Genomic DNA, 13,743 nt, shown 5'->3' with positions numbered 1-13,743 from the left:
TCGCCATCAAGTGATATATATAACCAAGCGATAGAGTCGGGCAGTGTGGTATGGAAAAGTACGTGTATAAGGGCCAGGTTGGTACGGGTCATCATCGAGGTGTGATTGGGGGCGTTATAAGTTCGAGACGGTTCAGTGCACGCGTGCTGGTTGTTGCAAGGTGTTCAAGGTTTACTTCATGTTCTCTTATGTCCATTGGCACGATCCTGTAGGTGGCGGGTACAGGCGAAGTATTTAACGACGGATTTAAAAACGACTGTCTGCTCGACTGCAATTGCCAGGTTCATTCGATGCAGCGAAGCAAGAAACCACGCGGTGCGCCCTGGCGTCCACCAGCACATGGCGGGCTCGTATAACCCGCTTCACCGCGATTATCGCTCCTGCGAAGGCTGCCGATCTGTACACCCCATTCTGTCTAGTTCCGGCTGGAGATGTTAAATTAGCCGCCATGAACTTCTTCCGAACCCATTGCTCGCCCATTGCCTGGATACTGTACGCAGTTGTCCTGTTCAATGGTCTTGCGTGCAGCATCGGTCACGGCCAGATGATGGCCGCCTTTGCAGGCACTGCAGTGGCGTCGGTCTCCCATGCAGACCATGGGATGTCGGATATGCACGGTGGGCATCACACGATGCACATGTCCATGGACGGCTCGTCCAAAAAGACGGACATGTCAGGCGGCATGAAGGCGCAGTCGGGAGACTGTTCGTTTGCCGGCACGCTGACGCTGGCGATGATTTTCTTCGTGGCGCTGGGCTGGCTGACCCGTATCCGCCGTTCTCGTTTCGTGTTGCCCGACCTCTGGCTCGGCAACCTGCCAAGGTACTCCCTCCCGCGACTCAATCCACAGGCCCCGTAGCGCCCATCGTGGACGTGTGATTATCGCTCGCACGAACAACCGATATTGTCTTTACAGCCTGCCGGAAGGTCATTCCGGCGGGGCGCGTTTATACGTTGGTGAGTCCTTATGTCTGCATCCTGTTCAAGCCCGGAGCTACGGCCTTCCGGGGCGTTTGTCGCCTTTCTGAAAAGGCTCCATTTTTACATCGGCGTATTCGTCGGTCCGTTCATGCTGGTCGCGGCCTTGAGTGGCATCGTCTATGCGCTGACCCCGCAGATCGAAGATTCGCTCTATGCGCGTGCGCTGCACACAGACAGCCGTGGTCCTGCCATGAGCTTGCAGGCGCAGATCCAGCGCGCGCAGGCATCGGCAGGTCCAGGCCTGAGCGTTGCCGCAGTGCGCCCGGCACCCCGGGAAGGGGATACCACTCGGGTCATGTTCAGCGATCCGGGCTTTGGCCCATCAGAGCATCGAGCGCTGTTCGTGGACCCGGTGAGTGGCGAAATTCGCGGCGACATGAAGGTCTACGGTACCAGTGGCGTACTACCCCTACGCACCTGGATCGATCAGTTTCATCGGGGCCTTCTGCTGGGCGATGTCGGCAGGATCTACAGCGAGCTGGCCGCCTCATGGCTGTGGGTGGCTGCGCTCGGCGGTCTGGTGCTGTGGACGGTTCGCCGTCGTCGGCAGAGTCGTGAACGCGGCAACGTGCGCCGCTGGCATGCAACCACCGGCGTATGGCTGTTGCTGGGGCTGCTGTTCTTCTCGGCCACCGGTTTGACGTGGTCACAGTACGCTGGCGATAACATTGGCGTACTGCGTGCCTACTATGGCTGGTCAACGCCAAGTGTGGCCACCGCACTGGGCGAATCGGCGGCGATGCCAATGTCTATGCCCATGGACGAGCACGCCGAGCACCATATGCACATGGCGCCGACGACACAGGCATCCGTGCTGGACCCTGCCTTGTTTGACAGCGTTCTGGCCAGAGCGCGTGCCGAGCATATCGATACAGCCAAAGTTGAGATCAGGCCATCCGCGAGCAGCGACAAGGCGTGGGTGGTCAGCGAGATAGATCGCAGTTGGCCGACGCAAGTGGATGCCGTGTCGATCAACCCGCAAACACTGGAAGTGGTCGATCACGTCAGGTTTGCAGACTATTCGCTGCCCGCCAAGCTGACCCGCTGGGGCATTGATGCGCACATGGGCGTGTTGTTCGGTCTGGCCAATCAATTGGTGCTGGTGGTGTTCGCCAGTGGCCTGGCGGCCATGGTCGTCATGGGTTATGTGATGTGGTGGCGACGTCGTCCAACGCTTTCTCAACCACGCAATCAGCAGGCAACGCTCTTGAGTCTCTGGCGCTCATTGAATCCGGGCGCGCAATGGGCGTTGATCCTGGTCGCAGTGTTGACTGGCTTTGCCCTGCCCGTATTGGGCGTGAGTCTGCTGGGCTTTATCGTCCTGGACGCGCTACTGGGCTACCGGCGAGCCGCAAGACCCTTGGTCGACGGCAAGGTGTAACCCTTAGTTGCGCGGATTACCAAGCGTATCGAGCAACTGATTCCCGACCAGGGCCGTCTGCTCGATGGCTTGTCAGTAGCGGATATCGCGGTCGCTCAATACGCTGCGACCGTTCCGTCCTTCCTCGGATCGGTCCCGCCCACGTATCCATGCGCGGTGCGCTGGATAATCTGCGCACCGCCGAAGGCAAACACGCCGCTCGGCTCCTCGACATCGATGTCGTGACCCTTGGCGCGCAGTGCTTTCACCACCTCGGGGTCAAACGCACGCTCCACGGCGACTTTCAGGCCGGATTCGATCCTCCAGCGCGGTGCGTCGGCAGCGGCTTGCGGGTTCTGTTTGTAGCGCAGGATGCGCATCATCATCTGCAAATGACCCTGCGCCTGCATCGGGCCGCCCATCAAACCGAAGGACATCAGCGGCGTGCCGTCGGCATTCATGACAAAACCGGGGATGATGGTGTGGAACGGGCGTTTGCGCGGCGCGACGTAATTGACGTGCTGCGGTTCCAGCGAGAAGCCCGCGCCGCGGTTCTGCATGCTGATGCCCGTACCGGGTACCACCACACCCGAACCGAAGCCCATGTAGTTGGACTGGATGAACGAGATCATCATGCCGCTTTCATCCGCTGCCGACAGGTACACCGTGCCACCCGGTTTTGGCGAGCCGTGCCCGGGATTGGCAGCCTGATCGGTGATCAGCCCTGCGCGTTCCGTCAGGTAAGCCTGGCCCAGCAAATCGGCTGAGGGCACGCGCATGTGCTCGCTGTCGGCGACATGTTCGTCGAGGTCGGCCAAGGCCAGTTTCATTGCTTCCAGCACCGGATGAACCGTCTCGAGGCTGTCCACCGGGTGTTTACCGACGCCCAGTGCTTCGAGCATGGTCAGGCCGGCAAGGGTGGCAATGCCCTGGCCATTGGGCGGCAGTTCATGCACCACAGCGCCTGCGTATGGCACTGACAGGGTGTCGATCCAGTCCACAGTGTGCGTCGCCAGGTCGTCGAGACTCATCACGCTGCCATTGGCGTTGGCATGGGCGATGATTGTTTGCGCCAGTTCGCCGCGATAGAACGCTTCGCCTTTGGTCTGCGCGATCAGTTCCAGCGTGCGGGCATGGTCCTTGAGCCGGATTTTCTCTCCGGCCATGGGGGCCTTGCCATCCGGCATGAAACACTCGGCAAAGCCCGGTTGGTCCTTGAGCAGATGCGCGCCGCGTTTCCACAGCTCGGCGATAATCGGTGTGACCTGATAGCCATCGCGGGCGTAGCCGATCGCCGGTTCGGCCAGGGTCGCGAAGGGCAGTTTGCCGTAGCGTGCCGAAAGCTCCACCCAGGCCGACACTGCACCCGGCACGCTGACCGCAGGCCAGCCGCGTTGCGGCATCTGGCTCTGGCCTTCGAAGTATTCCGGTGTCCAGGCCTGTGGCGCGCGGCCGGAAGCGTTCAAGCCTTGCAGCTTGCTGCCGTCCCAGACGATGGCAAAGGCATCGCTGCCGATGCCGCAGCCGGTGGGCTCTACCACCGTCAGCACCATGGCCGCGGCGATGGCTGCGTCGACCGCATTGCCGCCACGGCGCAGCATGTCCAGCCCGGCCTGAGCGGCCAATGGTTGAGAGCAGGCGACCATATTGTTGCCCATCACCGGCGAGCGGGCCGACGCGTACGGTTGGTTGTAATCCAGATCATCGAACATAAGCGTTTCTCTTTGGCAGAAGACGAAAGGTTTAGCCCTTGGGGTCCAGCGCATCGCGCAGGCCGTCACCCAGCAGGTTGAAACACAGGACCGTGATGTAGATCGCCACACCTGGCGCAATCGACATCCACGGAGCCTGCTCCATGAAATTTTTCGCAGTATTGAGCATCGAGCCCCAGGACGGCGACGGCGGTTGCTGGCCCAGGCCGAGAAACGACAGGCTGGCCTCGGCCAGAATCGCCGAGGCGATGGTCAATGTGGCCTGTACCACCAGCGGCGACATCACGTTGGGCAGCACGTAACGCAGGATGATCCAGCGATCCGGCAGACCGATGGCGCGGGCACCTTCGAGGTAATCCTCGTGTTTGATCGACAGCACCTGGCCGCGGGTCAGGCGGGCAAAGATCGGCATCGCGGACAGGCCGATGGCGATCATCGCGTTGGTCAGGCTGGGGCCGAGAAAGGCGCCCAAAGCGATGGCCAGCACCAGAAACGGACAGGACAACAGCGCTTCCATGACCTGCGAGATGATCATGTCCAGCTTGCCACCGAAGTACCCAGCCAGCAGGCCCAGCGGCACGCCGATGACCATGGCGATGGCCACCGAAACACCACCGGCCAGCAGCGAACTGCGTGCGCCATACAGCAAACGCGAGAATAAATCGCGCCCCAGTTCGTCGGTGCCCATCCAGTAGATCAATGAAGGTGCCTTGCGTACCGCGAGGAAGTTGGCTTTGAGCGGGTCATGAGGCGCAATCCAGGGCGCCAGAACGGCGGCCAGGACAAACAGCAACAACACTGCCGCGCCAATCACTGCGCCTTTGTTGGCCAGGAATTTTTTCAGAAAAGGCGAGCGACTGCGGGGCAGGATCGCGCTGTGCGACAGGCTGGCGATAGCGGTCATCAGGCAGTCCTCAGGCGTGGGTTGATCAGGCGATAAAGCACGTCTGCCAGCAAGTTCAACATCAGGAAGCCAATCGCGACACATAACACCACGCCTTGCACCACGGCGTAGTCACGGTTGAATACGGCGTCGACAATCATCTTGCCGAACCCCGGAATGCTGAATACCTGCTCGGTCAACACCGCACCGCCGAGCAACTCACCGAACAGCAGTGTCGTGAGGGTGATGATCGGCATCAATGCGTTGCGCAACGCATGCTTGAGAATCACCGTGCGCGGGAACAATCCCTTGGCCCGTGCGGTGCGGACGTAGTCAGCACGCAGGACTTCCAGCATGGCGCTGCGGGTGTGGCGCATGAGAATCCCGGAAAGCCCGGCACCCAGTACGAACGCTGGCAGGATCAGGGTCTTCAGGTTTTGCCCGAAGTCCTCACCCATCGGCACAAAGCCGGAGGCGGGTAGCCACTGCAGTTTCACTGCAAAGATCATGATCAGCAGAATGCCCAGCCAGAAGTGCGGGATGGAAATCCCCGACAGCGCCACCACGTTGGCCCCGTAATCCACCGCAGTGCCTTTGCGCACCGCCGAAATGATTCCGGTGGGAATGCCGATAAACAGCGCAATCAGCAGGGCCAGCACGGCCAGTTCGATAGTCACCGGCAGTTTCGACGCCAGCAGCGTGGTCACCGGTTGCTCGGTGCGCAGCGATGTTCCCAGGTCGCCGGTCAGCACGTTGCCGACCCAGTTGAGGTACTGCAACGGGATCGGGTCATCGAGCCGGTATTTGTCGCGCAGGTATTCCATGACCGCTGGATCGCGTTCTTCCCCGGCCATGGCCAGCACCGGGTCACCCGGCAGCAGCTTCTGCAGGGTGAAGACGAACAGCGAAACCAGAATCAGCGTCGGTATCGAGCTGAGCAGGCGTCGCAGGATGAACATCAGCATACCGGAACCTCGCAGGTGCGCCCGTCAGTCATGGCTTGAACGCGACATTGTTCAGACGAATCAGACCGTCCGGGTTAGGGACGAAACCGGTCACGTTGTTACGCATGGCAATGATTCGCGGGTCGAAATACAGGTAGACGGTCGGTACTTCATCGGTCAACAAACGCAGCGCTTCGTTGTACAGCGCCTGGCGTTGTGCAACGTCGTTCACGGTGCGCGCCTTGTTGAGCAGTTCGTCGAGCCTGGCGTTACAGTATTTACCGTCGTTCTGGCCGCCTTTGCAGGTCACGAACTGATGGATATCGCCGTCCGGATCGGGGCGGCCTGACCAGGCGCTCATGCCGATCTGGAAGTTGCCGCTCGCCTGTTCGCTGAGCATCGTCGCGTATTCAGTGGCAATCAGGTTGACCTTGAAGCCTGCTTCTTCAGCCATGGCCTGAATGATCTGCCCGACCTGCTGTGCGATGGGGTTGTTGGCCACTTTCAGGTCCACCGCCAATGGTAGCTTCACACCGGCCTGAGCCAGCAGCGCCTTGCTTTTCTCGATATCGCGAGCCGGGATCGGCAGGTCCTTGTCGTAATACGGGCTGTTTTTCGGGAACGGCTGAGCGCTTGGCGCGTACAGACCCTCGAACACCACCTGGTTGATAGCATCGCGGTCGATGGACAGCTCAAAGGCTTTGCGTACGCGCTTGTCCTTACCCATCGGCGAGTTGGCTTTTTCACCGTTGCCGATGTTGAACATCAGTTGCATGTAGCCCAGGCCGGGTGTGTTGTAGATCGCCAGCTTGCTGTCACCCTTGACCGTTTTCACATCGGTTGGTGCAACACGCTCGATGATGTCCAGGTCGCCGGAGCGCAGGTTGGCCAGGCGCACCGATGTATCCGGAATCGGCAGGAACACCACTTTGTCGAAGTGATAAGCCTGTTTATTCCAGTACTTGTCAAAACGCTCCAGCACGATTCGATCCTGCTGCACGCGCTGCACGAATTTGTAAGGGCCGGAGCAGACCGGGTTGGCGGCGAATTCGCCTTGCGCAGCTTTCGGCGCGAGCATCATTCCGGCGCGGTCAGACAGCTGTGAAACCAGCGTGGCATCGGCCTGCTTGAGCTTGATGGCGACGGTTTTTGCGTCTATCACCTCGACGCTGTCCACCGAGGCCAGCTCGCTTTTGCGCAGCGAGTCGGGGAGGGTGCGGGCGCGGTCGAGGTTGAACTTCACCGAGGCGGCATCAAAAGGTTCGCCATCGTGGTACGTCACGCCTTCGCGCAACGTCATGGTCAGGGTTTTACCGTCTTCGCTCCAGTTCCAGGCGGTGGCCAGTTGCGGCGAGTAGGTCAGGTCCGGGTTGACGTCCACCAGTTTGTCGCACAGCGCGGTGTAGACCAGGCGGCCGGAGTAGGTGCGCGAACGATGCGGATCAAGCACATCGGGATCGTCCTGAATGCCGATGCGCAACGTCGATTCGGCAAAGGCAGCGTTGGCGGCCAGCAATAACAATGTTCCTGTCACGACGCGTGCGATTTTCATGGCTGGCTCTCCACTGCAAGGGATTGATGATGCTTGAACAGATTCAGGCGCTGGGTGTAGGCAGCGCTGGGTGTCGGAAGGATCAGCGTGGCGCTGCCTGCGTTGGCGATTTCACGCCAGAAGTGGCAGGCGACCTGGCGTTCGGCCTCGACTGTTTCCATGACCGGCGCAGCGTCCTTGCACAGCGCACGGGCGTGCGGGCAACGGGTATGAAAGCGGCAACCCGAAGGCGGGCGGCTGGGGCTGGGCATATCGCCGCCGAGGAGCGGACGCGGCTGGCGCAGGTCAGGGTGGCTGACCGGCACAGCGGCCATCAGCGCCTGGGTATAAGGGTGCAAAGGGTTTTCGAACAGCGCGTCGACCGGCGCCAGTTCGACGATTTCACCCAGGTACATCACCGCCACGCGGTCGCTCATATGGCGAATCACGGCCAGGCCATGGGCAACAATCACCAGGGTCAGGCCGAATTGATGCTTGAGGTCTTCGAGCAGGTTGACCACTTGCGCCTGCACTGAAACGTCCAGCGCCGAGACCGGCTCGTCACCGAGGATCAAGCGCGGCTCGGAAGCCAGGGCGCGGGCAATGCCGATGCGCTGGCGCTGACCGCCGGAGAATTCATGGGGATGCCGACCGCCGTGTTCCGGAGCCAGACCTACCGTGCGCAACAACTCGGCGACTTTAGCCTGACGGTCGCTACGGCTGGCCTGGCTGTGCAGCCAGATCGGTTCGCCAACGATGGATTCCACGGTCATGCGTGGATTCAGCGAGGCGAACGGGTCCTGAAAGATGATCTGTAAGTCACGGCGTACCTGACGCAGTTTTTCCGGCGTCAGGTTGGCCAGGTTGCGGCCCTCGTAAATCACGTCGCCCGCAGTCGGTTGCAGCAGGTTGAGCAGCAAGCGGCCAAGGGTGGATTTACCCGAGCCGGACTCGCCTACCAATGCCAGCGTCTCGCCCTTGCGGACTGACAGGTTGACCTCATTGACAGCCTGTACCGGCGGCTTCTTCGGCTGCAAAAGGCCGCTTTGCACGGTAAAGTGCTTGCTCAGGCCGATGCCTTCCAGAATGGGTTTCTGCGCGTTGCTGTCGGGGCTGACGCGCCCGGCGATGTCTGATCTGGAAAGGTTCACGCACTGACTCCCACATGCTGTTCCAAAGGCGCACGGATGCACGCGGCGAAGTGTCCGGGAGACAACTCAAGCAGCGGCGGGCGTTCGTCTCGGCATCGCTGGATCACGAACGGGCAGCGCCCGGCGAAACGGCAACCGCCCGGCATTTCTGCCGGCGTCGGCACCCGGCCGTTAATGGTCGCCAAACGACCTTCACGAGGGCCGATCGAGGGCATCGAACCCATCAGGCCGATGGTGTACGGATGCTGCGGATCGTCGAACAGGGTTTTCACCGGGCCGCTTTCCACGACACGCCCGGCGTACATGACCATGACGTCATCGGCGACTTCGGCGACTACACCCAGATCGTGGGTGATCAGAATCATCGCTGTGCCGGTCTCGGTCTGCAGGTTGGCTATCAGCGAGAGGATTTGTGCTTGAATGGTCACGTCCAGCGCAGTCGTCGGTTCATCCGCGATGATCAGCGCTGGGTCATTGGCCAGCGCCATGGCAATCATGGCCCGTTGCCGCATGCCACCCGAGAGTTCATGTGGGTAGGCGTCCAGCCGCTGGCGAGCGTCCGGTACGCGGACCTTTTCCAGCATGTCCAGAGCCCGCTGGCGGGCAGCCTTGTCTGAAAGGCCCTGATGACGCATCACGCTTTCAGCGATCTGCTCACCGATGGTGAAGACCGGATTGAGGGAGGTCATCGGCTCCTGGAAGATCATCGCCATGCGGTTGCCGCGCACATCCAGCAGGCGCTCTTCGGACATGCCCAGCAAGGCTTCATCGATCAGTAGCGAGTCGCTGGCGTCTACCTTGGCCGTCGTCGGCAACAGGCCCATCAGGCCCATTGAGGTCACGCTCTTGCCGCAGCCGGACTCGCCGACGATGGCCAGGGTCTTGCCGCGCTTGACGGAAAACGACACGCCGTCGACAACATTGGCGGGCGCACCGGCAAAGCGGATGGTCAGGTCGCTGATGCTGAGCACCGTGCCGTCGCCGTTTTCTGTGAGGTGGGCAGTGGCGCTCATAGGCTGGCCTCCAGGTCTTGGTTAATGACGGTGTTCAGGGCCTGTTGCAGCGCACGTAAATGGCCGCGCATGGCGGTGGCGGCTTTGATCGGATCGCGGCTTTCAATGGCGCTGACAATGTCGTCGTGATCGTGGCTGTAAGTGTCGAGGCGGTCGGCATTGCGCGCCCGGTGACGCAAGTCTCGCCAGGCGGGGTCCAGACGGATCGCATCGAGCATTTCGAAGATGTCCAGCATCAGCCGGTTACCCGCGGCTTCGGCAATGGCACGGTGCAGGGCGCTGTCCCACAGCTCGATGCCTTCGGCATCGGTCTGCTCGGCGACCTGCTGGCGAGTGGTGCGCTCGGCAAGGCGGCGCAGAATCGCCATCTGTTCACCACTGGCCCGTACCGCCGCCAGTGAGGCAAGCGCTGGCTCCAGGTGCAGGCGCGCTTCCATGACCTCGGTGAAATTGGTCCGGCCGGAAAGCCGCGCGAAGCTCATGGCGGCACTGGGTGGCGTCGGTCCGACAAATGTCCCTTTACCTTGCCGGCGCCAGACCTGGCCTTCGGCTTCCAGCACCGACAGGGCGCGACGAACTGCGCGTCGGCTGACCCCGAAATCGGCCGCCAGATCCCGCTCTGTAGGCAATGCCCGCTGGGGGAAGGCCGCATGCTGGGCAACGATCTGGCGCAACGCATCCAGCGCCAGTTTCGAAGAGTTGTCGATGGGGATGTCAGGGTCGAACCTTTGCATCATGGTACTCGCGCCAGACCGAAAAAAGATGCCCTGAGCTGCCCGCAGGCAGGGGTTCCAGGCATAAGGGGTGGTGCAAGAGCGATGCCAATGAAAATTGGTTCGGTCAATTTTGCCGGGCAAGAGGGCCAGCCACTGTCGCGGATCAAGCCTGGCGGGCCAATGTTCAAAGGTCCGCCGGGTTGGTCCGCGGCATGGCAAGGGGATTGGTTCGCCGTTGAGTGAACCAATTTTTCAGCGGGTACGGATTTGTTGCATCAATGCGTGCAGGGTGCGCCAAAGTGCACCGCTAGGTGCGCGACCGATGTGCCGCCTCGCGCTAAGCCGCTCGTCATTCCAGGGCCAGATCGAGCAGTGCGGCCCCCAGAGCCTTGCCGTGGGCATCGAGCGCCAGTGACCGCGTGACCCCGCCACGCAGGATGCCGGGCAGGACGAAGTTGAGCGCACCAACACGTGGCAGTTCGTAGCGCCGTACGGGTGGTCCATTTGCATCCAGCAGTTCGGCAAAGTGTTCAGTGACCCGTTGCACCGTCAGCAGCTCAGCCAGACGTGGATAATCGTCGATGCGAAAGGCAACGATGGAGATATTGGAGACGTCACCCTTGTCACCGGTACGTGTATGAGCGATGTCCCGCAATTTGGTGGTGTTCATGCCAGATCCTCCAGATGTACGTGCAGGTTGACCTGGTCTCTCGGCACAAACAACGACGCCACCGCGACTACCTGGCGGACTGACTTGCTCGCACCGCCGCCGCCGTACGGGCCGTTGGTGTAGAGGGTTTCCACCTCATTGCCGACGCGTATTGCATCGTTTTTGTCCACGCAACGCGCGGCCACCCGGAGGCGTACTTCCCAGGGCTCGCCCTCGGCGCGCGCTCCCAGGTGACCTCCATGCAAGGCGTTAACGCCGATCAGTTCGGCTCGAATGTCCTCACATACCACGCCTGTCAGGGCCAGGCGTTTGAGTACGATGTCCTTCGCCAATTGTCCGCGAGCCAGCGCGCCGGGGCCGCCGTAGGACATTTGTCCTTCGCCGATCCAGCCATCCAGAAAACCTACTGACACCTTCAGCGTCGCGGGACGTGCGTGTCCGTCCGCCCCCTGAACGCGCACTTCGTCTCTGGCGACGGATTCGAAGGCAGCATCGGTAAAATCCGCGCTGACATCCGGCGTCAGATAGGCGGCAGGGTCATGCACTTCGTACAACATTTGCTCGGTGCAGGTGGCGGTATCAATGCGGCCACCGGAGCCTGCCACTTTGCTGATGACGGCGTTGCCTGCCGCATCTATCTCGGCCAGCGGGAAGCCCAGACGGTCGAGGTCTGGGACGTCTTTAACACCAGGATCCGCGAAATAGCCGCCGCTGACCTGGCCGGCACATTCGAGCAAATGCCCGACCAGGGTTCCGCGGCCCAGCAATGCCCATGCGTCCTCGGCCCAGCCGAACTCGAACATTTGCGGTGCGAGAAACAGTGAGGGATCAGCGACCCTTCCGGTAACGATCACGTCAGCATCGGCGCGCAAGGCCTGGATGATTCCTTCCGCGCCCAGATAGGCATTGGCCGAGATGAGCCTGTCGCCGAGGGATCGCAGAGACCTGCCGTTGTCGAGGGTTTGATCGGGCTGTTGCAGCAGGGCTGCGAGTACGTCATCGCCTGTCAGGGCTGCGACTTTCAAGCCGTTCAAGCCCAGTTCTGCCGCTATCCGGCGTATTTCACTAGCGGCGCCAAGCGGATTTGCAGCGCCCATGTTGGTGATGATTCGCAAGCGGCGGCGCGTACCGTCAACGCCGTTGCCCACAAAAGGCAAGACCCGGCGCATGCGCTCGCTCAGCAATGGATCGTAGCCTGCTGATGGGTCTGCCAGACGCGACTGCTGTGCCAGTGCAATGGTACGTTCTGCGAGGCATTCAAATACCAGGTAATCCAGTTGCCCATGCTCGGCCAGCTCGATCGCCGGCTCGATGCGGTCGCCGGAATAACCGGCTCCTGAACCAATCCGTATTGTTTTCATTCAGAAAACTCCTATGACCATAGCGGTCAGGGTCATGATGACCGAGGCCGCAAACAGGAAAGGGATAGTGAAACGCTGGTGGTCAGCCAGTTCGATCTTGCACAGGCCGACCAGCAGAAAGGTCGCTGGCGTCAACGGGCTGACCGGGAAGCCGGTGGTATGCACGCCAAGCAGCGACGCCTGCGCGACCTGCATCGGGTCAACGCCGAGCGCTTTGCCGACCTCGGCGACCACGGGCATGATGCCGAAGTAGAAGGAGTCCGGATCGAAGAGCAGGCTCAAGGGCATGGATAGAAAGCCTACGACGACCGGGATCAGCTTGCCGTGCCCGGCCGGGATCTGGCCTACGGCCACTTCTGCCATGGCCTTCAGCATCCCGGTGCCCTGCATGATGCCTGTGAATACCCCGGCAGCAAGCAGAATACTGGCCATGGTCAGGGCCGTTTTGGCGTGTGCGTCGATGCGTGCCCGTTGTGCGTCCACGGCAGGATAGTTGATGCACAAGGCAATCACGGTGCCGAGCATGAACATCACCACCGGATCGACAACCCCCGCGATCATTACGCCCATCACCACCAGCGTCAGCAGCAGGTTGATCCAGAACAACCGAGGCTTGCGCAGTTCACGCTCGGCATCACTGAGCACGCGTTGGTGGGGTTTTACATCGAGATTGTCAGGACCCAGGCCCAGGCGTCGCTCTTCACGCTGTCCCAGGAAGAACGCGCAGGTGAAGACGAAGATCAGTCCGACGATCTGCACCGGAATGAGCGGCTGAAACAGATCCGAAACCGGCACGTGAAGGGCTGCGGAGGAGCGCAACACCGGACCCGTCCAGGGCAGGAAGTTGACACCCGCAGCCATCGCCGTGACGCAGGCCAGTATGCGTTTATCCATGCCCAGCCGCGTATACAACGGCAGCATTGCCGGAATGGTCACGAGAAAGGTCACCGCGCCGGAGCCGTCCAGATGCACCAACAGCGCCAGCAGTGCGGTGCCCATGACGATGCGGGTCGGCCGTGTACCGACCCGTTTGAGGATGCGATCGATGATCGGATCGAGCATGCCGGCATCCGTCATGATGCCGAAGAAGAGGATGGCGAATACAAACATCCCGACTACAGGCGCAACGTTCTTGATGCCTGTGATGATGAAACCACTGGTTTGCAGACCAAAACCAGCGAGGAGGGCGGCGATGATCGGGAGGGCGATCAATGCAACCAGGGGAGATATGCGTTTGCTCATAATACTGACGAGCATGGCAAGGATGGTTATCACACCGAGTGTGGCGAGCATGGGCAGATCCTCTTTGGCATCCCTGTGCGCGGCAGCGACGAGACACCCTCTTGTTGTTTTGCAAGAGTAATAACAACGACGCTATGCTCTGTGAATTGAAATATTCAGTGGGTCTTGTTCGGAAAAAC

Annotated in this window: 12 protein-coding genes; 2 read left to right on the top strand and 10 right to left on the bottom strand. The window is 60.9% G+C overall.

From position 1 onward, the window contains the following. The first annotated feature begins 448 nt into the window (after positions 1 to 448). Both BLR16_RS01815 and BLR16_RS01810 read left to right on the top strand, forming a co-directional pair. Positions 449 to 859 (top strand): DUF2946 family protein, encoded by a 411-nt coding sequence (locus BLR16_RS01815; protein ID WP_054080930.1) that lies wholly within the window; start codon positions 449 to 451, stop codon positions 857 to 859. Positions 860 to 967: 108 nt separating this feature from the next. Continuing rightward, positions 968 to 2,362: a PepSY-associated TM helix domain-containing protein gene (locus tag BLR16_RS01810; RefSeq protein WP_074806474.1), complete on the top strand. Its 1,395-nt coding sequence runs from the start codon at positions 968 to 970 to the stop codon at positions 2,360 to 2,362. Between the two features lie 95 nt (positions 2,363 to 2,457). Here BLR16_RS01810 and BLR16_RS01805 read toward each other — a convergent pair whose 3' ends face one another. The 10 genes from BLR16_RS01805 to BLR16_RS01760 all read right to left on the bottom strand — a co-directional run bounded on the left by BLR16_RS01805 (position 2,458) and on the right by BLR16_RS01760 (position 13,615). Then, positions 2,458 to 4,053, bottom strand: a complete 1,596-nt coding sequence (locus tag BLR16_RS01805) for a gamma-glutamyltransferase family protein (protein ID WP_161437848.1) — start codon at positions 4,051 to 4,053, stop codon at positions 2,458 to 2,460. Between the two features lie 31 nt (positions 4,054 to 4,084). Next, on the bottom strand, positions 4,085 to 4,957 hold the full coding sequence (locus BLR16_RS01800) for an ABC transporter permease (protein ID WP_003370958.1): 873 nt from the start codon (positions 4,955 to 4,957) through the stop codon (positions 4,085 to 4,087). Beyond that, positions 4,957 to 5,901, bottom strand: coding sequence for an ABC transporter permease (locus tag BLR16_RS01795; RefSeq protein ID WP_003435284.1), 945 nt, complete (start codon positions 5,899 to 5,901; stop codon positions 4,957 to 4,959). Before BLR16_RS01795 ends, BLR16_RS01800 begins: the two co-directional genes overlap by 1 nt. A 28-nt stretch (positions 5,902 to 5,929) precedes the next feature. Continuing rightward, a complete protein-coding gene (locus BLR16_RS01790; protein WP_003435281.1) occupies positions 5,930 to 7,432 on the bottom strand; it encodes an ABC transporter substrate-binding protein in 1,503 nt (500 codons plus the stop codon). Next, positions 7,429 to 8,562, bottom strand: a complete 1,134-nt coding sequence (locus tag BLR16_RS01785) for an ABC transporter ATP-binding protein (RefSeq protein WP_092194065.1) — start codon at positions 8,560 to 8,562, stop codon at positions 7,429 to 7,431. The genes BLR16_RS01790 and BLR16_RS01785 overlap by 4 nt, the downstream gene beginning before the upstream one ends. Next, positions 8,559 to 9,575, bottom strand: coding sequence for an ABC transporter ATP-binding protein (locus BLR16_RS01780; protein WP_074806486.1), 1,017 nt, complete (start codon positions 9,573 to 9,575; stop codon positions 8,559 to 8,561). The genes BLR16_RS01785 and BLR16_RS01780 overlap by 4 nt, the downstream gene beginning before the upstream one ends. Then, positions 9,572 to 10,309 (bottom strand): FadR/GntR family transcriptional regulator, encoded by a 738-nt coding sequence (locus BLR16_RS01775; RefSeq protein WP_042930935.1) that lies wholly within the window; start codon positions 10,307 to 10,309, stop codon positions 9,572 to 9,574. The genes BLR16_RS01780 and BLR16_RS01775 overlap by 4 nt, the downstream gene beginning before the upstream one ends. A 331-nt stretch (positions 10,310 to 10,640) precedes the next feature. After that, positions 10,641 to 10,961: an AtuA-related protein gene (locus BLR16_RS01770; RefSeq protein WP_060707809.1), complete on the bottom strand. Its 321-nt coding sequence runs from the start codon at positions 10,959 to 10,961 to the stop codon at positions 10,641 to 10,643. Then, positions 10,958 to 12,322, bottom strand: a complete 1,365-nt coding sequence (locus BLR16_RS01765; RefSeq protein WP_074806489.1) for an acyclic terpene utilization AtuA family protein — start codon at positions 12,320 to 12,322, stop codon at positions 10,958 to 10,960. The genes BLR16_RS01770 and BLR16_RS01765 overlap by 4 nt, the downstream gene beginning before the upstream one ends. Further along, the gene (locus tag BLR16_RS01760) at positions 12,323 to 13,615 is read right to left on the bottom strand and encodes a CitMHS family transporter (RefSeq protein ID WP_074806492.1); all 1,293 of its coding nucleotides are present in this window, start codon (positions 13,613 to 13,615) and stop codon (positions 12,323 to 12,325) included. Between the last annotated feature and the right edge of the window lie 128 nt (positions 13,616 to 13,743).

The organism is Pseudomonas sp. BS3767, from assembly GCF_900099665.1.
Lineage (GTDB): Bacteria > Pseudomonadota > Gammaproteobacteria > Pseudomonadales > Pseudomonadaceae > Aquipseudomonas > Aquipseudomonas cerasi.
Note: the sequence above shows the minus strand (reverse complement) of the source record. Positions and strands in the feature narration are given on the sequence as shown.